The organism is Oceanisphaera marina (assembly GCF_014643915.1).
GTDB lineage: Bacteria > Pseudomonadota > Gammaproteobacteria > Enterobacterales > Aeromonadaceae > Oceanimonas > Oceanimonas marina.
The window spans coordinates 16,735-35,764 of record NZ_BMKE01000027.1; the positions used below are offsets into that span (position 1 = coordinate 16,735).

At 50.8% G+C, this 19,030-nt stretch carries 19 protein-coding genes; 9 read left to right on the forward strand and 10 right to left on the reverse strand.

Annotated elements, in window-relative coordinates; translation table 11 throughout:
• The first annotated feature begins 278 nt into the window (after positions 1–278).
• From IEW52_RS13715 to repC, 3 genes are read left to right on the forward strand one after another with little or no spacing between them, the layout of a single operon-like run.
• On the forward strand, positions 279–608 hold the full coding sequence (locus IEW52_RS13715; RefSeq protein ID WP_188630643.1) for a helix-turn-helix domain-containing protein: 330 nt from the start codon (positions 279–281) through the stop codon (positions 606–608).
• Complete coding sequence (locus IEW52_RS13720; RefSeq protein WP_229667960.1) at positions 595–1,524, forward strand: helicase RepA family protein; 930 nt, start codon at positions 595–597, stop codon at positions 1,522–1,524. Before IEW52_RS13715 ends, IEW52_RS13720 begins: the two co-directional genes overlap by 14 nt.
• The gene (repC, locus tag IEW52_RS13725; RefSeq protein ID WP_188630644.1) at positions 1,511–2,338 is read left to right on the forward strand and encodes a replication protein C, IncQ-type; all 828 of its coding nucleotides are present in this window, start codon (positions 1,511–1,513) and stop codon (positions 2,336–2,338) included. The genes IEW52_RS13720 and repC overlap by 14 nt, the downstream gene beginning before the upstream one ends.
• A 176-nt stretch (positions 2,339–2,514) precedes the next feature.
• Here repC and IEW52_RS13730 read toward each other — a convergent pair whose 3' ends face one another.
• The 10 genes from IEW52_RS13730 to azu form a co-directional block, all read right to left on the reverse strand.
• On the reverse strand, positions 2,515–3,675 hold the full coding sequence (locus IEW52_RS13730; protein WP_188630645.1) for a site-specific integrase: 1,161 nt from the start codon (positions 3,673–3,675) through the stop codon (positions 2,515–2,517).
• A gap of 161 nt (positions 3,676–3,836) precedes the next feature.
• Positions 3,837–5,198, reverse strand: coding sequence for a tRNA uridine-5-carboxymethylaminomethyl(34) synthesis GTPase MnmE (gene mnmE / locus IEW52_RS13735; protein ID WP_188630646.1), 1,362 nt, complete (start codon positions 5,196–5,198; stop codon positions 3,837–3,839).
• Positions 5,199–5,283: 85 nt separating this feature from the next.
• Complete coding sequence (gene yidC, locus IEW52_RS13740) at positions 5,284–6,951, reverse strand: membrane protein insertase YidC (RefSeq protein ID WP_188630647.1); 1,668 nt, start codon at positions 6,949–6,951, stop codon at positions 5,284–5,286.
• A 3-nt stretch (positions 6,952–6,954) separates the two neighbouring features.
• Positions 6,955–7,200, reverse strand: coding sequence for a membrane protein insertion efficiency factor YidD (gene yidD / locus IEW52_RS13745; RefSeq protein ID WP_188630648.1), 246 nt, complete (start codon positions 7,198–7,200; stop codon positions 6,955–6,957).
• Entirely contained in the window at positions 7,161–7,523 is a 363-nt protein-coding gene (rnpA, locus tag IEW52_RS13750; RefSeq protein ID WP_188630649.1) for a ribonuclease P protein component, read from the reverse strand. The genes yidD and rnpA overlap by 40 nt, the downstream gene beginning before the upstream one ends.
• A complete protein-coding gene (gene rpmH / locus IEW52_RS13755) occupies positions 7,523–7,657 on the reverse strand; it encodes a 50S ribosomal protein L34 (protein ID WP_188630650.1) in 135 nt (44 codons plus the stop codon). Before rpmH ends, rnpA begins: the two co-directional genes overlap by 1 nt.
• Before the next feature lie 354 nt (positions 7,658–8,011).
• Positions 8,012–8,752, reverse strand: coding sequence for an amino acid ABC transporter ATP-binding protein (locus tag IEW52_RS13760; protein ID WP_188630651.1), 741 nt, complete (start codon positions 8,750–8,752; stop codon positions 8,012–8,014).
• 7 nt (positions 8,753–8,759) lie between these two features.
• Positions 8,760–9,425, reverse strand: coding sequence for an amino acid ABC transporter permease (locus IEW52_RS13765; RefSeq protein ID WP_188630652.1), 666 nt, complete (start codon positions 9,423–9,425; stop codon positions 8,760–8,762).
• Position 9,426: 1 nt separating this feature from the next.
• Positions 9,427–10,185: an amino acid ABC transporter substrate-binding protein gene (locus IEW52_RS13770; protein WP_188630653.1), complete on the reverse strand. Its 759-nt coding sequence runs from the start codon at positions 10,183–10,185 to the stop codon at positions 9,427–9,429.
• A 258-nt stretch (positions 10,186–10,443) separates the two neighbouring features.
• Positions 10,444–10,905, reverse strand: a complete 462-nt coding sequence (gene azu / locus IEW52_RS13775) for an azurin (RefSeq protein WP_188630654.1) — start codon at positions 10,903–10,905, stop codon at positions 10,444–10,446.
• Positions 10,906–11,254: 349 nt separating this feature from the next.
• On the opposite strand from azu, the gene dnaA reads away from it, so the two are divergent.
• The 6 genes from dnaA (at position 11,255) to IEW52_RS13805 (ending at position 18,948) form a co-directional block, all read left to right on the forward strand.
• On the forward strand, positions 11,255–12,652 hold the full coding sequence (gene dnaA, locus IEW52_RS13780; RefSeq protein WP_188630655.1) for a chromosomal replication initiator protein DnaA: 1,398 nt from the start codon (positions 11,255–11,257) through the stop codon (positions 12,650–12,652).
• Positions 12,653–12,665: 13 nt separating this feature from the next.
• Positions 12,666–13,769: a DNA polymerase III subunit beta gene (gene dnaN / locus IEW52_RS13785; protein WP_188630656.1), complete on the forward strand. Its 1,104-nt coding sequence runs from the start codon at positions 12,666–12,668 to the stop codon at positions 13,767–13,769.
• Between the two features lie 11 nt (positions 13,770–13,780).
• Positions 13,781–14,863, forward strand: a complete 1,083-nt coding sequence (gene recF / locus IEW52_RS13790; RefSeq protein WP_373286234.1) for a DNA replication/repair protein RecF — start codon at positions 13,781–13,783, stop codon at positions 14,861–14,863.
• A gap of 4 nt (positions 14,864–14,867) precedes the next feature.
• Positions 14,868–17,285 carry a DNA topoisomerase (ATP-hydrolyzing) subunit B gene (gene gyrB, locus IEW52_RS13795; RefSeq protein ID WP_188630658.1) on the forward strand — a complete coding sequence of 806 codons (2,418 nt, stop codon included), beginning with the start codon at positions 14,868–14,870 and terminating at the stop codon, positions 17,283–17,285.
• A gap of 452 nt (positions 17,286–17,737) precedes the next feature.
• Positions 17,738–18,571, forward strand: coding sequence for a helix-turn-helix transcriptional regulator (locus IEW52_RS13800; RefSeq protein ID WP_188630659.1), 834 nt, complete (start codon positions 17,738–17,740; stop codon positions 18,569–18,571).
• 104 nt (positions 18,572–18,675) lie between these two features.
• Positions 18,676–18,948, forward strand: coding sequence for an AzlC family ABC transporter permease (locus IEW52_RS13805; protein ID WP_229667961.1), 273 nt, complete (start codon positions 18,676–18,678; stop codon positions 18,946–18,948).
• Positions 18,949–19,030: the final 82 nt, after the last annotated feature.

A 19,030-nucleotide genomic window follows, 5' to 3' on the forward strand; every position in this document is an offset into this window, starting at 1 on the left:
CTGGAGTTTTGGGTTGTTGTGAGCTGTGTGCACAGACTATCCATTGTAGACGAGAATCACGCTAATGACGTTAGCTTAGATTAATGCCTTGAATGAAGCAATCATATTGATTACTTGCCAGCAGTAATACTCTATTTAATGAAATACCCTCTTAAACGCATTTTTTATAAAAAACTCGCTTAGTGGTCGTTTTGGGGGGCTTATTCAGGCAGTAGATTTTTACATTTCGATATAAATTCTCCTCAGGCACTAATTGTTTACATTCGAGGAGAAAAGGCATGAGTGATAAAAAAAATACCGATAGTTCTATTGCAATTGTTTTACGAGAAATCCAAGAGTTACGAGACTTGGTTACGCGACAAGGAAGGGCTCAAAAAGAAATAATTTCAGTAGGTGAGTGTGCAGAATTATTAGGGCTTTCAGTTGGTTATGTGTACCGATTAACTCACGAAAAACGACTTCCTCACTACAAGCCAAGCGGGAAAAAAGTTTATTTTCGACGGGCCGAACTGCTTGATTGGCTTCTGGCTCATCGGGTCTCGCCAGATAGTGAGCTCGCAGAGCACGTAAATCATCGGATTCGTAAAGCCCACCGTGGCCAGCGATGAGAGCGGTGAGGTTGATAAAATGGAGCGTGGTTTTAGTGATTTTATAAAAAAATTAAGATCGGATATGCCAAAGGGCCGAGCTATTAATCATCAGCATATCAACATTGGGGCAGCATTTTCGGAAATACCTCAGCCATTAGACTACGTGTTACCGGGTCTGATCGCCGGTTCGGTTGGCTCACTGATTTCTCCCGGTGGTGTAGGAAAGTCGATGTTTGCACTGCAGTTATCAATATTGATCGCCGGTGGCTCAGATAGGTTGGGGGTGGGAGCTTTACCGATAGGACGGGTAGTTTATTTACCCGCTGAAGATCCATTTCCCATCTTGCACCAACGGCTATATACGTTAGGAAAATATTTAACATATGAGGAACGTCAGCTAGTAGATGAAAATTTAACCATTATCCCACTCAACGGAGATATGCCTGATTTAATGAGTAAAAAATGGTTTGAGGTAGTTGAGTCGTTAGCAAAATATTCGCGATTGTTAATTTTAGACACTTTGCGACGATTCCATCAAGCAGAGGAAAACTCTGGGACTGATATGGCCGAGTTAATTGGTGTTATGGAAAAAATAGCATCAGTCACTGGATGTTCAATTTTGTTCCTTCACCATGCTAATAAAAGTTCAGCACATTACGCTGGGATAGATCAGCAGCATGCAACTCGTGGATCTTCTGTTCTGACTGATAACGTTCGTTGGCAGGCGTATCTCGTCGGCATGACTCAGGAAGAGGCCAAAAAAAATGGTATACCGGACTTTGATCGCAGGCAGTATGTGAGATTTGGAGTGAGTAAGTGTAATTACCACTCAGGAGGAACAGATAGATGGCTCATTCGGGGTGATGGAGGCATTTTAACCGCGGTAGAGCTGCAGGAAAACGCTCACAGAGGGAGGCGACGTGCCGAAGTATGATCTGGACCATGTGCGGCATGATGCGATTCACTGTCTTGCCCCGGGCCTATTCAGGGCCCTCAAGCGAGGAGAAAGACGCACTACCAAGCTGGATGTGGTGTATGAGTTCGGCAAGGGGCAGCGGGTCGAATTTTGTGGGCCTGAACCACTTGGTGCTGATGATCTAAGGGTGCTGCAGGGGTTGGTTGCTTTAGCTGGCCTGGAAGGAAGAGTGTTATCACCGACACCGAAATCGACGGTGGGTGTTGCGTTGCGCCAGATGCTGGAGCCACGTTGGGAAGCCGCCGGTGATAACGCCATTGTGGTGCAATGTAGCTATCGTAGGCTGGCCAGGGAAATAGGCTATGCAGTGGTAGATTGCAGCAGGCCGCTTAAAGTGTGTATTGAACGGCTGTGGAAAGTTTCTATTATTGTGCAGTCTGGTGAACAGCGGCGAGGCTTTAGACTGCTGGCTGACTATCGGAGTAGTGAAGAACTCCAGGGGGTGCATGTTGCCCTAAATCCACTGTTGGCCAATGCAGTGCTCGGCACTGACCGCCATATTCGCATCAGCATGAGCGAAGTTAGGGCGATTAAGACCGAGGCTGCCCGACTGCTTCACCAGCGCCTCTGTGCCTGGATCAATATTGGCAGTTCTCGAAAAGTACAGTTAGTGACGTTGTGTGATTACCTTTTTCCTCATGGCGCAAGTGGGGCGGCTACCCGTAAGCGTTTAGAGCGTATTAGCCAGGCTCTGAGCGAGCTGACCAGTCTTGGCTGGCAGGTAGAAGAGTACGCGAAAGGCCGGCTGGAGATACGAAGGCCCCCATATTAACTGTCACATACCCCCATATTAACTGTCACAAACCCCCATATTAACTGTCACAGCTACACCGGCCTGACGTCAGGGTTGACACGGCTTTACGGCAGTTTGAGTAATCTCATCTAGAATTATCCAGAATTCTCTAGTATCTGGTGCTGGAGGCCTTAGGGCCTCCAGCACTATACTCTTTAGTCTTTGCCCTGCGGCAGCGGCAGTATATCCGGAAAGCTCAGCATGGCATCACGACGTCGTGATTCGATGATATCGGCATATATCTCGGTAGTGCGGAGCTCAGAATGGCCTAAAAGCCGAGATAGAGTATAAATATCCACGCCGTTGGTGAGCTGAATCACGGCAAATGTATGTCTGGCAGCATGAAAAGTTACCTGCTTGGTGATCCCCGCTTTCATCGCCCAGCGAAGGAGCTCCATGTTGTGCCAGGAGCTGTATTTTAGCCCTCGGAATACGCGCGCGGACGACTCTTGGCGAGTACCCATCAGCTGCATAGCCATCGAGCTAAGATCCAAATATTGCAGATCATTGGTCTTTTTTTGATGGAATATGATCCTATAGCTGTCGTAGAACGGTTCCACTTCTGCCCATGTAAGCTTGTTAATATCCGACCAGCGTAGGCCGGTACAGCAGGAGAAGAGGAAAGCGCGCTTGAGAACGTCATACCGGCACTCCGCATGAGCCATGGCAATAAGTTCATCCTTGGTTAGGTGTGTTCGCTTGTTGTTCTCGGCTTTGATGCATTTAACCCTACGTGTGGGATTATCTTTGAGTATGCCTTTCTCTTCTGCCTGATTTAAGCAGGCTCGAAGCTTGTTGAAGTAGGTATATTGGGTATTGCGACTGAGAGCCGAGTCGCTCTTGGTACGGGCCTCGTGCATAAGATAATGACGAAAGCCTTCCATGAAGGACTGATTTACTTCTCCGAAGGTGAGATCAGGCAGCTGGTAATACTGCTTGAGGTGTTTGAGTGTGGAAACCCAAATCGAATGGTTACTCTTGCTAGTGTCTAGCGCCTTCTGGTTCGTAACCTTTTGGAAGTAGTCAAAGAAGCTAGACTTCAGAGCGTTACCGCTATCCAGCTGGTGTTTGCCTGTTTCATGGTCGTACAGCCGTTTGGCCCTAATAGCCTCTACGGCTCGTTGAGTTTCTCGGTTGTGTAATCTTTGCGCTGGTGTTCGTGGGTTGTCATATAGGAACAGACTCAGCGATTCTCTGGACCGTTTATGTTTACGTTTTTTGGTTTCAGGGTCGATATAGGACCCCGCGTAGTAGATGAGACGGATAGCTTTTTTTCCATCACGATCTGGTTCTCTGAGATCTATACTAATTTTCATGGTTGTCCCCCGTGTGTACCCCGAGAGCTTAGCTTGGGGTACACTCGGGGTAAATAATTGCAAAACAACAACATTGAAAAATAGCTAAGTAGAATAAAAGTTCTTTTAAATCATGCTGGTAACTCTATTTAATTGCTTTTGTTACACCTTGTTTCGCTACTTTATTTACCGATACAGAAGCTGGAGAAAATCTTGCCCAGCAGATCATCGGAGGTGAATTCACCTGTGATTTGGCTGAGTTGCTCCTGGGCCAGGCGCAGTTCTTCTGCGACCAGTTCGCCGGCCATGTATACCTCCAGCTGCTCCTTGGCCATGATCAGATGCTGGTCGGCATGGTGCAGGGCGTCAAGGTGGCGACGACGGGCACTGAAGCCGCCTTCAGTCCCACTCTGAAAGCCCATGCAGTCTTTCAGGTGTTCTTTAAGCGCTGCCACGCCTTCGCCGGTTTTTGCCGATATGGGGTAGACGGGATGTTCACCGTCGCTGACTACGGCCAGGGCTTCACCGCTCAAGTCGGCTTTGTTGCGGATCACGGTCAGACCAATGTGGGCAGGCAGGCGATCGATGAAATCGGGCCAGATATCCTTGGGGTGAAGGGCATCCGTGGTGGTGCCGTCCACCATAAACAGGATGCGATCCGCCTGTTCAATTTCGCTCCAGGCGCGTTCGATGCCGATGCGTTCCACCGCATCGGTGGCTTCGCGTAAGCCGGCGGTGTCGATAATGTGCAGCGGCATGCCGTCCAGATGGATATATTCTCGTAGCACGTCGCGGGTGGTGCCGGCGATGTCGGTGACGATGGCCGACTCTTTGCCTGCCAGCGCATTCAACAGGCTGGACTTGCCGGCGTTGGGCCGGCCGGCAATCACCACTTTCATGCCTTCACGCATGATGGCGCCCTGACGAGCCTGGCGCTGCACTTCGGTCAGCCGATCCATGATGGCGTAAAGCTCGCCGGCGATTTTACCGTCTGACAGAAAATCGACTTCCTCTTCGGGGAAGTCGATGGCCGCTTCCACGTAGATACGCAGGTGAGTAAGTGCTTCCACCAGGTTGTGAACGTGATTGGAAAACTCGCCCTGCAAAGAATGCAGCGCCGAGCGGGCGGCCTGTTCGCTGGAAGCCTCAATCAAGTCGGCAATGGCCTCGGCCTGAGCCAGATCCAGCTTGTCGTTGAGAAAGGCACGTTCGCTGAATTCACCGGCGTTGGCGGGGCGCAAGCCTGGCAGCTCTAAAATACGCTTGATCAGCATGTCGAGTACCACAGGGCCACCGTGGCCTTGCAGCTCGAGTACGTCTTCACCGGTAAAGCTGTTCGGGCCTTTGAATAGCAAGGCGATGCCCTGGTCCAGCACCTGGCCCTGGCTGTCTTTAAAGGGCAGATAGTCGGCGAAGCGTACCTTGGGCACCTTACCCAGTACCGCCTGGGCTACGGTTTCGGCATGGGGGCCGGACACGCGTATTATGCCCACACCGCCTCGGCCTGGCGCGGTGGCTTGAGCTACTATGGTATCAAACGACATCTGTTCTTTCTCCAAGCAATAAAAAGGCGACCCTGGGGTCGCCTTTAGTGTATTGATTTCTGGCGTCAGCGGCCAGCAAACGGCTTTAAGAAGCGGTTTTTCCGTGCAAGCCTTTCTTCTCCAGCTGGCGGAAGATGTACCACTGCTGGGTAATGGTCACCACGTTACTGACCAACCAGTACAAGGTTAAGCCCGCAGGGAACCACAAGAAGAAGAAGGTAAAGATGATAGGCATAAACTGCATCACCTTCTGCTGCATCGGGTCCGTTACCGTGGTCGGGCTCATCTTTTGGATCAGGAACATACTGATACCCATCAGGATAGGCAGCACAAAGTAGGGATCACGAACCGACAAGTCATCAATCCACAGCATGAAAGGTGCATGACGCAGCTCAACGGATTCCATCAATACCCAGTATAGGGAGATGAAAATTGGCATCTGCACCAGAATCGGTAAACAGCCGCCCAGCGGGTTTACTTTTTCTTTCTTGTACAGCTCCATCATGCCCTGAGACATCTTCTGGCGATCGTCACCATAGCGCTCTTTCAAGGCTTTCAGCTTGGGCTGCAGCATGCGCATCTTGGCCATGGAGGTGTACTGTGCCTTGGTCAGCGGATACATAACACCGCGCACCACAAAGGTGGTCAGTACGATGGCCAGGCCCCAGTTAATCACGAAGCTTTGCAGGAAATGCAGCAGCTTGAACAGGGGTTGGGCAATAAACCACAACCAGCCGTAGTCGACGGTCAAGTCGAGGTTTTCGGCAGCGGCGGCCATTTCATTTTGCAGTTTAGGGCCTAGCCACAGGTCGGCAGACAGAGTTTGCTCAGTACCGGGTGCGACGGTAACCAAAGGCGCCTTGAAGCCGATAGTGGCCTGGCCCTGGTTATTTAAAGAGCCGGTATACAGCTGATTTTGTTCCTGTTTCGGAGCAATCCAGGCAGATACGAAATAGTGCTGCAGCATGCCGACCCAACCGCCTTCGGTGGTTTGGTTCAGGTTGGCTTCTTTGACTTTCTTGAAGTCATATTTGGTGTAGCGGGTATCGCTGCTGGAATAGGCAGGGCCACGGTAAGCGGACGCCATCAGCATGTTGCCACCCTCGGCGTGGGGGCTTTCTATGCTTTGTTTGAGCTGACCATACAGCTGTGCCTGTACCGGCTCTGCGCTTTGGTTGTTGATGTTGTAGTTCACCTTAACCACATGGCTGTTACGCGTCAGGGTAAAGGTTTTGGTGAACACCACGCCATTGCTGTTGGTAAAGGTCATGGGTACCGTCAGGCTGTCCTGGCCTTCGGCCAGCACATATTGCTGCTGTTCGGCCTGGTAAACAGGGCGACCGGCACTGTTGCCATCGGGACCATCACGGCCAATCAAGCCACTTTGCGCCACGTTGACGAAGTCGGCGTTGTTCATCAACAGCACAAATTTATCATCGGAATCAAGGCTGTCGTTGTGCTCAAGCAATTCGGTACCCACTACATCGCCACCCAGAGTATCTATGGTGAGCTGCAAGGTATCCGAGGTCACGGTAATCAGATTGCGGTTAGCAACAGCAGGAGCCGCTTCGGAAGGCACTTCGCCATTTGCCTGATCAGCCTGAGGGATAAAATCGTTATCTCCCTGATGTGCCGCGGCATTGGTCGTGGTTTGCTGATTTTCTACAGGGTTTTGAGCGCTATCCCACTGTTGCCAGATGAGGAAACTCACCAGCAGCAGAGCGATAATCAATATATTGCGTTGAGATTCCATAGTTTATTTTCTTCGCTTTGTCGGGACCGGATCGTGGCCGCTTGGACCTAAAGGATGGCATTTTAATAGACGTTTGATAGTTAACCAACCGCCTTTTAAAAAACCGTGAAGCCGAATGGCTTCAATGGCGTATTGCGAACAGGTGGGAGTAAAACGACACCTGGGTCCAAGCAGTGGACTAATGACCAGTTGATATAGGCGTATAATGCCTACGCTGAGTCGTTGCAGCGGCGAGAAAGCGTGCGCCATAGCCTATCCAGCAGCTCGAACAGCTCGTCATTGGGTACCTCTCCAACACCTTTTTTAGCGATCACTACAATATCAACATTAGGCAGCTGATGTTGCTTCAAGCGAAACGCTTCACGGGCAACACGTTTTACCCTGTTGCGCCAAACGGCACGTTTAAGTGCTTTTTTGGGTACGGCTAAGCCGAGTCGTGGATGACCCAATTCGTTTGGTTTGGCAAGAAGTGTGAGATGTGGGGAAGCGGCTCTGACAGGGTTGTCGAAGACGTTTTTAAAATGGGCGGGAGTTAACAAACGTAACTCCCGTGAAAAGGTGTGCCTGGCCATTAGGCGCTCAGACGGGCACGACCTTTGGCGCGGCGAGCGGCCAGTACTTTGCGTCCACCTACGGTGGCCTTGCGAGCACGGAAACCGTGGCTGCGTTTGCGCTTCAAATTTGAAGGTTGAAAAGTGCGTTTCATAGTAGTTATTACCGCTGTGTCAGTTTGCTATACAGTTTGACCATGTACTCGACAGACGCATAAACATCACCGAGACGGCCCCACCAAAGAGGCCGAATTCTAAACAGTTCTGCATATAACGTCAATCCACATGGCGTTGATTGACGACCTATTCACGAGAAGTTTTTACTCGTTCAGGTCGATCCCTGGATCCTTAATGATCGCGGGGCTGGGATTATACAGTGCCCTTGGGGGTTAGCAACAAAAACAACAAGATCCTGTGGGGGTGATGTTGATGTTATTCAATACCCGCGCCGGTTTTGGCAAAGGGGCTGTATTTGTCTATGAAGATGAGCAGGGCGCCTGACCGGTCGCTCACTCTGCCGGCAGTACCTTGCGTAAAAAGGCCCGGGTACGGGGGTCGTCGGGATTGGTGAGTATCATCTCCGGTGGCCCCTGCTCTACGATGTGGCCGCCGTCCATGAAGATCACCCGGTCGGCCACATCGCGGGCAAAACCGATTTCGTGAGTCACGACCACCATGGTCTGGTGTGCCTGTGCCAGGTTTTTCATCAAGCCCAGGACTTCATCGACCCACTCCGGATCCAGAGCCGAGGTGGGTTCATCAAACAGCATCACCTTGGCATGGCTGGCCATGGCGCGGCCTATGCCTATACGTTGCTGCTGGCCACCCGATAGAGAAGACGGATAGATATCGGCTTTATCCTCAAGCCCGATATCGCCCAGAATACGCAGTGCCTCGGCATGGGCTTCGACCTTGGGTTTGTTCCAGACGGTGATTAGCCCCTCTGCGATGTTGTCACGGGCCGTCTTGTTGGCAAACAGGGCATAATTCTGAAACACAAAAGAAGTGCGCTTGCGTAATTCTATGGCGTCTTTAGCGCTGTGTTTGGCCAGGTTGATGGCAAAGCCGTCTATCTCCATGGTGCCTGCCTCGGGGGTTTCCAGCAGATTGAGACAGCGCAGCAAGGTCGACTTGCCGGTGCCGGAAGGCCCCAGAATCACCACAATTTCACCCTTTGCAATGTCCAGACTGATGTCGTTGAGCACGGTTTGGCCATGATAGATTTTGGTCAAATTGCGTAAGCTAATCATGGGGCTCCTAGTAGGCGGCATTGAGCCGTCGCTCTAATAACGTCTGCAAATAGGTAAAAAACACCACCACGGCCCAGTAAATAAGAGCAACGGCAATGAAAGACTCAAAAAACTTGAAGCTGCTGGAGGCTTCTTTTTGTGCCGAGGCCATGATTTCAGCCACGCCCAGGGTGAAGGCGAGCGACGTGCTTTTGATCATGTCGATAAAGTAGTTCATCAGCGAAGGGGTTGCGATGCGGGCGGCCTGAGGCAAAATAATGCGCCGCATCGCCTGGCTGCGCGTCATGCCGATGCTCATGGCCGCTTCCATCTGACTCTTGTGCACCCCCAGAATGGCGGCACGAATCGATTCTGCCATATAGGCGGAAAAGTGCAGCGTTAGGCCGATAACGGCGGCGCTGAAGGCGTTGATACCGATAAAAATCGGCATAATCTGCGGCAAACCGTAATAGAGCAAAAACAGCTGCACCAGCAGCGGCGTACCGCGGAAAAAAGAGATAAACAGTTTGGCCAGGGCATTAAGCCCGGGTAGCTGAAAGGTTCTGATTATCGCCAGTGCGCCGGCGATAATCAGCGCGAATACAAAGCCCAGCAGCGCCATTTCCATGGTGGTGCCCAGATATCTGAACAGGATAGGAAATAGCGCCAGGGTATAGTCGACATCAAATTGCATATTATTTACTGCTGATGTCCGCGCCCAACCACTGCTGCGATATTTTTGCCAGGGTGCCGTCGGCGCGCATATCGGCCAGTGCCTGATCGACTTCACTCAGCAGCGCTTCCTGCTCGGGTGTTTTCAGGAAGGGAAAGGCATTTTCCATGGTATCGAAGGGCTTTCCGGCCAGCTGCAACGGCAAACCGGCTTCTTTAATCAACTGTGCAGAGCCGACTCTGTCCATCACGAAGGCGTCGGTGCGACCCAGGGCCACGTCCTGCTCCAGATTGGTTTCATAGGTGATGATATTGATTTCATTGTTGGTATCTTGTTTGCGCATCAGCTGCTCGAAGTTGGAGCCCAGATTTACCGCAACTTTTTTGCCCTTGAGATCGTCCAGGCCCTGAATGCTGTCGTTGCCTTTACGCACCACTATTTGCGCGCCGTCATAAACATAGGGAGTAGAAAAATTATATTTCTCCAGACGTTCCGGCGTAATGGTGATCTGATTGGCGATGGTATCGATGCGGCCGGTTTCCAGCATGCCGAACAGACCCGAGAAGCTGGTGGTCACAAACTCCACTTCCTTGTCCAGGCGCTCACCAATCTCGTTCCATACATCCACTTCAAAGCCTTGCAGCTGGTCTTGCTGAACAAAGGTGAAGGGATAATAACGGCCAGACATGCCTACTTTGACGGTATCGGCAGCCATGGCGGGAGTAAGCAGAGTGGCAGACAGGGCAACAGCACTACCCAGCAGCGTAAGGGATTTAAGCATGATTCATTCTCCTGTGCCCGACGGCATCATGATAGGGAGCAGCCATGGCAGTAACAGCATGACGAAAGTAGCCGGTTATATTGGCCGGTCAGAGTTTACAGGCTTTTAACATACCACAGCAACCGGCAGCGATACGCAACATTCTGACTATTGCAGTTGCAGGCGGGGACATCAAGAATATTGAGAATGTGCGCAGGGCAGGGTTCGGAGCAAGTCATATAGAAAATGAGTGCCTGCCGTGCAGGCACTCGAAAAGGCTTATTCAGTAATGCTGAATGTGCCTTTCATTATCCCGATGTGACCGGGGAAAGAGCAGAAGAAGCTGTAATCGCCATCGGCTTTCATATCTGCCGTGCTGAAGGTGACGCTGCTGCTTTCGCCGCCGCCAATCACGGCGGTATGGGCAATGACGCGCTCATCGTCTGCTTTCAGATAGTCGTGATCGACACCTGCGCTCATGCCATCATTTGCAATGGGCTGCATGTCTTCTGTGGTGCTGAGCACCCAGTTATGACCCATGACGTTTTTAGCCATGGTGCCGGTGTGGTGCAAGGTGACAGTGACTTCTTCACAGCTGGCAGGAACGCTCAGCTCTTTCTGATCAAACTGCATTGCATCATTACTATTGATGTCCAGGTTACATTCATCAGCTGCAAATGCGGGCATTGCGGCCGTGGCAGACATCAGTACGATTCCGGCTAAATAATGTGTCGTCTTCATGCATATCTCCTTAAATGTACATGGAGCTAGCCACTGCACCAGCGGTGAACCAGCTGTCATCACCCTAACATAGATCTTTGTGAATAATCTTCGGTGGTGAAAAATAGTACGACAATTATCAGCAGGCTACAGCGGCAGGCGATGATCCTGCCGGCATTCGGCGATCGCGGCGTGTTACAGCATGTGAGTAGCTTGTTTATAACGACAAGGATCCTGTGTATGACTCATAAGTTATTCACAGATGTCAAGGATCATATTTTTCAGGATCGTGATGATCCGGCTAGAGATCCGGCCCTTGCCTCAGTAGAATACTCCCCCCTTGATTGATCCCTTTGTTTCAGGAGTTCTGATGAGCGCTATGCTTTGGCAGCAGTGTCTTAACCGGCTACAAGATGAATTGCCTTCGGCAGAATTCAGTATGTGGATCCGGCCGCTGCAGGCGGAGCTGGGCGACAACACCCTGACCCTGTTTGCCCCTAATCGTTTTGTGCTTGATTGGGTTCGGGATAAATATTTGTTGCGGATCAACGGTCTGTTGGCCGAATTCTGTGGCAGCAATTGCCCGCAGATGAAATTCGAAGTGGGTAAAAAACGGACACCGGTTAATCTGGTGACCAATGATGCTGGTAAAAGTAATGGCAGCACCAGTCCGAGTCGTCCTCAAAGTTCGGTGCAGACCACGCCCTCCTGGATTGAGCGCGCCGACGACAAGCCGCAAATTTCCTACAAGAGCAACATGAACACCAACTATACCTTCGACAACTTCGTTGAAGGTAAGTCGAACCAGTTGGCGCGTGCGGCGGCACGTCAGGTGGCAGACAATCCGGGTGGTGCCTATAATCCGCTGTTTTTATACGGCGGCACCGGTCTGGGTAAAACGCACCTGTTGCATGCGGTGGGCAATGGCATTCGAGCTCGCAAGCCCGATGCCAAGGTTATCTATATGCACTCGGAACGCTTTGTGCAGGATATGGTCAAGGCCCTGCAGAACAACGCTATCGAAGAATTCAAGCGTTACTACCGCAGTGTGGATGCCTTGCTGATCGATGACATTCAGTTTTTTGCCAATAAAGAGCGCTCGCAGGAAGAGTTCTTTCATACCTTTAACGCACTGTTAGAAGGTAATCAGCAGATTATTCTTACTTCGGACCGTTATCCCAAAGAGATCAACGGCGTGGAAGACAGGCTCAAATCCCGCTTTGGTTGGGGTCTAACGGTGGCCATAGAGCCGCCGGAGCTGGAAACCCGAGTCGCGATTCTGATGCGCAAGGCCGACGAAAACAAGATGCGCCTGCCCGATGAAGTGGCCTTTTTTATCGCCAAACGACTGCGCTCCAACGTGCGAGAGCTCGAAGGCGCGCTGAATCGGGTGATGGCCAACGCCAACTTCACCGGTCGAGCCATCAACATCGATTTTGTACGCGAGGCGCTGCGCGACATGTTGGCGCTGCAAGAAAAGTTGGTCACCATCGATAATATTCAGAAAACCGTGGCGGAATATTATAAAATCAAGCTGGCCGACCTGTTATCCAAACGCCGTTCGCGTTCGGTGGCGCGGCCTCGCCAGTTGGCCATGGCACTGGCCAAGGAGCTGACCAATCACTCGTTACCGGAAATTGGCGACGCTTTTGGTGGTCGCGATCATACGACCGTGCTGCACGCTTGCCGAAAAATCGGCCAGCTGCGCGAAGAGAGTCATGATATAAAGGAAGATTATTCCAATCTTATCCGCACCTTATCTTCCTGAATCGGAGAACCCCATGCAGTTTACTATCAGCCGCGAAGCGATATTGCGCCCCCTGCAACTGGTGTCCAGTGCCTTGGGAGGCCGTCCCAACCTGCCGATCCTGAATAATATTCTGCTGAGTGTCAGCGAGAATGCCCTGTCGATGACGGGCACAGATACCGAAGTGGAAATGATAGCGCGGGTGGAACTGCAAGGTGAGGTCACCGCCGGGCGCATTACCGTGCCGGCGCGCAAGATGCTGGATTTGTGTCGTGGCCTGCCCGATGGTGCCGAGCTCAGGTTTGCCCAGGAAGGCGATCGCCTTATCCTGCGCTCTGGGCGCAGCCGTTTCAATCTGGCCACTCTGGCCGCAGAAGACTTCCCCAATATTGAAGAGTGGAGCTCCGAGCTGGAGTTCGACATTAACCAGCTGGCGTTAAAGAAGCTGATCGAGTCGACCCAGTTTTCCATGGCTATTCAGGATGTGCGTTATTACCTGAACGGCATGCTGTTTGAAACCGATGGCCAATTATTGCGCACCGTGGCCACCGATGGTCATCGCCTGGCGACCTGCCAGCGTCAGTTACTGGCCGAAGAACTGCCGGCCCAGCAAGTGATAGTGCCACGCAAAGGGGTACTCGAGCTGGTAAAATTGCTGGAGCATGAAGATCAGGATGTGCGGTTGCAAATCGGCAAAAACAATATTCGTGCCGTAACGCCCGGCTTTATTTTTACCTCCAAGCTGGTGGATGGCCGCTTCCCTGATTACCGTCGTGTATTGCCGCGTGAATGCGACAAGACTTTGATTTGTGGCCGCGAAGAGTTGCGTCAGGCATTTTCCCGGGCGGCCATACTGTCTAACGAGAAGTTTCGCGGTGTGCGCCTGAACATGCAGGCCCAGATACTGAAAATTACCGCCAATAACCCCGAGCAGGAAGAAGCGGAAGAAATGCTGGATGTGGATTATCAGGGCACAGATCTGGAAATTGGCTTTAACGTGTCCTATGTGCTGGATGTGCTTGGTACCCTCAAGTCTGATAAGGTCAAGATCAGCCTGAAAGATGCCAGCAGCAGTGGCTTGATTGAGGCGGAAGATAACGGGGATGCACTGTATGTAGTGATGCCGATGCGATTGTAAGCATGGCGTTGTTGAACCTGCAGTTAAAGGACTTTCGCAATATTCCCCATGGCCGGCTGATCCCGACTGCTGGTATCAATGTACTCATTGGTGCCAACGGCAGCGGCAAGACCAGTATTCTGGAAGCCATTCATTATTTAGGGGTGGGTCGTTCTTTTCGCACCCACCTGACTGGCCGGGTCATTCATCAGGGCGAGTCGGCCTTTACCTTGTTTGCGCGCATTCAAAGAGAAGGCGACAGTTTACCCATAGGTTTGAGCAAAACCCGAGGGGGTGACACCCGACTCAAGGTGGGTGGGCGTGCTGCCGAACGATTAGCCGATCTGGCGCACATTCTACCCATTCAGTTGATCCACCCGGAAGGGTATAATCTATTAACCGGTGGCCCCAAATTACGACGGGCGTATCTCGATTGGGGGCTGTTTTACTCCCATGGACGTTTTTTTACCGTCTGGGGGCAGTATCGTCGGCTGTTAAAGCAACGTAATGCCTTGTTGCGCCAACAGCGACCCTACGCAGAATTACGCTATTGGGATCAGCAGCTGGTCACCATAGCCGAAGAGTTGAGTCTATTCAGGCAGCAATATGCCGAGGCCATAGAGCCGGTTATCCGCGAGATAGCGGCAGATTTTCTGCCTGAGTATGATTTTACGTTCGATTTTTTTCGGGGCTGGGAGCGGCAAACGTCCCTGGCCCAGGTTTTGGAGCAGGGCCTGGAGCGAGACTTGGGCCTGGGATATACCCATTCCGGGCCCCATAAAGCCGAGATCAGGATCAAGGCGCGGGGCATGCCGGTGCAGGATTTATTGTCACGGGGCCAGCTGAAGCTGCTGGTCTGTGCCATGCGGCTGGCTCAGGGCCTGTATCTGAAAACCGAGTCCAATCAGGACTGTATTTTTTTAATCGACGATTTTGCGTCTGAGCTGGACGAACACAAGCGAACATTACTGGCACACCGATTAAGTGAACTGGGTGCCCAGGTTTTTGTTTCTGCCATTGATGTGAGCCAGCTCAGTCAGATGATCACACGGGATAACAGCAAGCTGTTTCATGTGAAACAGGGTGAAATCACCGAACACCAGGAGTGCGAGTAAGCCAATGAGTGAACACACTTACGACTCTTCGAGTATTAAGGTATTAAAAGGTCTGGATGCAGTCCGTAAACGTCCGGGTATGTATATCGGCGACACCGACGATGGCACCGGCCTGCACCACATGGTGTTTGAGGTGGTGGATAACTCGATAGATGAGTCGCTGGCCGGACATTGTAAAGACATAGTGGTTATCATTCATGGAGACGGCTCCGTTTCGGTTTCCGATGATGGTCGTGGCATTCCGGTCGGCATTCACGAAGAAGAAGGCCGCTCTGCCGCCGAAGTTATTCTGACGGTATTGCACGCGGGCGGAAAATTCGACGATAACTCCTATAAAGTCTCCGGTGGTTTGCACGGTGTTGGTGTGTCTGTGGTTAACGCCCTGTCGGAAAAACTGCAGCTGACTATCTGGCGCGAAGGCAAGGTTCACGAGCAAACCTATCGTCATGGCGAGCCGCAGGCGCCGCTGAAGGAAGTGGGTGAAACGACTCGCTCCGGCACCCTGATCCGTTTCTGGCCCAGCCACGACACCTTTACCGATACCGAATTTCATTTTGAAATTCTGGCCAAGCGTCTGCGCGAGCTTTCATTCTTGAATTCGGGCGTGTCTATTCGCCTGATCGACGAACAAGCCAACAAAGAAGTGCACTTCGAGTATGAAGGCGGCATTCAGGCATTTGTTGAATATCTCAACCAGAACAAGACGCCGATTCACCCTAAGGCCTTTCATTTCGTTACCGAACGGGAAGACGGTATTTCGGTGGAAGTCTCCATGCAATGGAACGACTCCTACCAGGAAAATATCTTCTGCTTTACCAACAATATCCCTCAGCGTGATGGCGGTACTCACCTGGCCGGCTTTAGAGCCGCGCTCACCCGTACCCTCAACAACTTCATGGATAAAGAAGGTTACAGTAAAAAAGCCAAAACCTCGGCTTCCGGCGATGATGCCCGTGAAGGTCTGACGGCGGTTATTTCGGTCAAGGTACCGGACCCCAAGTTCTCGTCCCAGACCAAAGACAAGCTGGTGTCGTCCGAGGTGAAAACCGCGGTTGAGCAAACCATGAATGAGCGGTTGAGCGAATTCCTGCTGGAAAACCCGGGCGACGCCAAAATCGTGGTCAACAAGATCATCGATGCGGCCCGTGCCCGTGAAGCGGCCCGCAAGGCGCGAGACATGACTCGCCGTAAAGGCGCGCTGGATCTGGCCGGTTTGCCGGGCAAACTGGCCGACTGTCAGGAAAAAGATCCCGCATTGTCCGAACTCTACATAGTGGAGGGTGACTCGGCAGGCGGGTCGGCCAAGCAGGGGCGCAATCGTAAAAATCAGGCCATTTTGCCGCTGAAAGGCAAGATCCTGAATGTGGAAAAAGCTCGCTTCGACAAAATGCTGTCGTCGCAGGAAGTCGCCACTCTGATCACTGCCCTGGGCTGTGGCATCGGCCGGGATGAATACAACCCCGACAAGATGCGTTATCACTACATCATCATCATGACCGATGCGGACGTGGATGGTGCGCACATTCGTACTTTGCTGCTGACCTTCTTCTATCGTCAGATGCCGGAAATCGTCGAGCGCGGCTATATCTACATTGCCCAGCCCCCCTTGTACAAGGTGAAAAAAGGCAAGCAGGAACAGTACCTGAAAGACGAAGATGCCATGCTGCAGTACCAGACCAGTCTGGCTCTGGACGGCGCCAGCCTGCACGTTAACGAGTCGGCTCCGGCCATTGGCGGCGCGCACCTGGAAACACTGGTCAATGACTTCCGCAAGGTCGAAATACTGATCAAGCGTTTGTCGCGCCGTGCGCCTGAGTTGGTACTCAACGAACTGATCTATCAGCCAGAATTAACGCTGGAAGCGTTGACCAATGAAGCCGAAGTCCGCGCCTGGGTATCGGCCATTAACCTGTCATTGGAAGGTAACAACACCAATGGCGCCGAATACCTGCTGGATTACGAGTTCTTTGAAGAGCGCCACTGTTACCTGCCCAAGGTAAAAGTGCGTCAGCACGGTATTGAGCGTGAATATCCGATCAGCTATGACTTTTTTGCCTCGGGCGAATATCGCAGCATCGTCGAGTTGGGTAATGGCATCGCCAACCTGATGGAAGAGGGCGGTTATGTGAAGCGTGGCGAGAAAATCAAGCAGGTTGATACCTTTGCCGAAGGCCTGGAATGGCTGATGCACGAAAGCAAGCGTGGCCTGTATGTGCAGCGTTATAAAGGTCTGGGCGAAATGAACCCGGATCAGCTGTGGGAAACCACCATGGATCCCAGCACTCGCCGCATGCTGCAGGTGAAAATTGAAGACGCGATTGCCGCCGATCAACTGTTCTCCACCCTAATGGGCGATCATGTCGAGCCACGCCGTGAGTTTATTGAAACCAACGCGCTGCAAGTCGCCAATCTGGATATCTAAATTTCCATTGTGTGGGATCTCATTCAAAATGAAATGGCGTCTCATATATGTGCAATAGCGTCTCATTGAGAATGAAATGAAAAAAGCAGCCCTAGTGGCTGTTTTTTTATGCTGATATTTGTGTTCAAAAAGAGGAAAACAATTCAGATAATGCCGCTATCGCATAGGAACATGATCACACTGAAGTTCAAGAATATTATGCACTACTACTTGCGAAAAGTAAGCGTTCATGCCCTCGGATTGTTGCATCAGTAACTCAGACATAGAAATAAAATTCGCGCACTCTGTAGATCGGCCTCTGGAATAGCATCATGTAGTCTGGAAGCCGTTGTAAGTAAGGCGTGTTTGCCTGCCAAATGATTGGTAAATAATAAATCCAACTTCTCAATCTCAAGTAAATTGATATTAAGAAAAGAGCAATTTTGTACCAAATTTGTAGGAACTATTGAGTGATGAGCAAAGAAAAAGCGAATTACAAAGTATCGGAAGCCTTGAATGGAATCGAAATTGTAGATGCACATTATAAGAAACAGGCGTTTTCCAAACACGTCCACGAGGGCTACACGATCGGTGTTATTGAGCAAGGGGCTCAACGTTTTTTTCGTAGTGGAGAAAACCATATAGCTGATGAAAACAGTATTATTTTGGTGAATGCTGACGATGTCCACACAGGAGAAGCTGCAACTGAGGGAGGGTGGCATTACAGAGCTATTTACCCCACACCAGAACATTTTTCATTAATCTCTAACGATCTAATTGGTGGGGATTCGCTGATACCATACTTCAGGGATTCTGTAATTCATGACAAAAGAATTGCAAATCAGTTGCGACTCATTATGGATCAGATCGAGGAAGGGGCATCTGTACTGCTCGTAGAGACTCTCATTTACAGTACGTTGTTAGCGTTAGCAGCTAAATACGGGCGCACTCAAGAGTTACCAAAAGATATTGGTGTTAATAGTAATAAGTTGCAATTGGCAAAGGAATTTTTGGATGCAAACCCAGAAGTCGACGTAAGCCTAGAAGCACTATCCAATATCGTAGGCTGTAGTAAATATCACTTCATCAGGCAGTTTGGAAAGAGCTTCGGTATCTCTCCTCATGCCTATCAGATTCAAGTTAGACTAATTAAAGCTAAACAACTCCTAAAAGCTGGGGTGTCTATAGCTGACGTGTCTCACGACTGTGGATTCCATGACCAAAGCCACCTTACAAGACATTTCAAAAAGGCATTAGGAACGACTCCAAAGCAGTTTCAGATACAAGCAATTTCGTACAAGAACTAGAGAGATGCCTTATTTAACCTAGCCTATACCAAATGAGGGTGTAGGCTATGAATCAAATTAATTCAACAATTTCTCGAACAAATCTCCAAGATAATTTAGTCATAATGTATCAGGCTAGCATTGCAATATTTCCATTGTGTGCAGCAGTCATTCCTTGGGGTATTTTATGTGGTTCATTATCCATCCAAGCGGGATTAACCCCATTACAAGCCCAATCTATGTCTCTTTTCGTGTTTGCAGGTGCCGCTCAGTTGGCAGGTGTATCGTTAATTGGTGTTGCGAGTGCCCCATTACCAATATTATCCTCGACGTTTATTATTGGTTCTCGTCATCTTCTGTACTCGGCTGTATACCATAGCCCATCCCTTTACCCATAAGTCCTTGAATGAGTATCATCAATGCCACTGAACAACAGGTGTAGCGACGAGTGACATGACGAATTGGGTTGAGCAGGAGTTT

Bases quoted from the DNA above. Each gene is read 5' to 3' on its own strand.
- IEW52_RS13770 (WP_188630653.1), bottom strand. From the start codon at position 10,185: ATGCTTAAATCCCTTACGCTGCTGGGTAGTGCTGTTGCCCTGTCTGCC.
- rnpA (WP_188630649.1), bottom strand. From the start codon at position 7,523: ATGGCCAGGCACACCTTTTCACGGGAGTTACGTTTGTTAACTCCCGCC.
- IEW52_RS13765 (WP_188630652.1), bottom strand. From the start codon at position 9,425: ATGCAATTTGATGTCGACTATACCCTGGCGCTATTTCCTATCCTGTTC.
- yidD (WP_188630648.1), bottom strand. From the start codon at position 7,200: ATGGCGCACGCTTTCTCGCCGCTGCAACGACTCAGCGTAGGCATTATA.
- dnaN (WP_188630656.1), top strand. From the start codon at position 12,666: ATGCAGTTTACTATCAGCCGCGAAGCGATATTGCGCCCCCTGCAACTG.
- gyrB (WP_188630658.1), top strand. From the start codon at position 14,868: ATGAGTGAACACACTTACGACTCTTCGAGTATTAAGGTATTAAAAGGT.
- IEW52_RS13730 (WP_188630645.1), bottom strand. From the start codon at position 3,675: ATGAAAATTAGTATAGATCTCAGAGAACCAGATCGTGATGGAAAAAAA.
- rpmH (WP_188630650.1), bottom strand. From the start codon at position 7,657: ATGAAACGCACTTTTCAACCTTCAAATTTGAAGCGCAAACGCAGCCAC.
- yidC (WP_188630647.1), bottom strand. From the start codon at position 6,951: ATGGAATCTCAACGCAATATATTGATTATCGCTCTGCTGCTGGTGAGT.
- IEW52_RS13805 (WP_229667961.1), top strand. From the start codon at position 18,676: ATGTATCAGGCTAGCATTGCAATATTTCCATTGTGTGCAGCAGTCATT.
- IEW52_RS13760 (WP_188630651.1), bottom strand. From the start codon at position 8,752: ATGATTAGCTTACGCAATTTGACCAAAATCTATCATGGCCAAACCGTG.
- IEW52_RS13800 (WP_188630659.1), top strand. From the start codon at position 17,738: ATGAGCAAAGAAAAAGCGAATTACAAAGTATCGGAAGCCTTGAATGGA.
- dnaA (WP_188630655.1), top strand. From the start codon at position 11,255: ATGAGCGCTATGCTTTGGCAGCAGTGTCTTAACCGGCTACAAGATGAA.
- mnmE (WP_188630646.1), bottom strand. From the start codon at position 5,198: ATGTCGTTTGATACCATAGTAGCTCAAGCCACCGCGCCAGGCCGAGGC.
- azu (WP_188630654.1), bottom strand. From the start codon at position 10,905: ATGAAGACGACACATTATTTAGCCGGAATCGTACTGATGTCTGCCACG.
- IEW52_RS13715 (WP_188630643.1), top strand. From the start codon at position 279: ATGAGTGATAAAAAAAATACCGATAGTTCTATTGCAATTGTTTTACGA.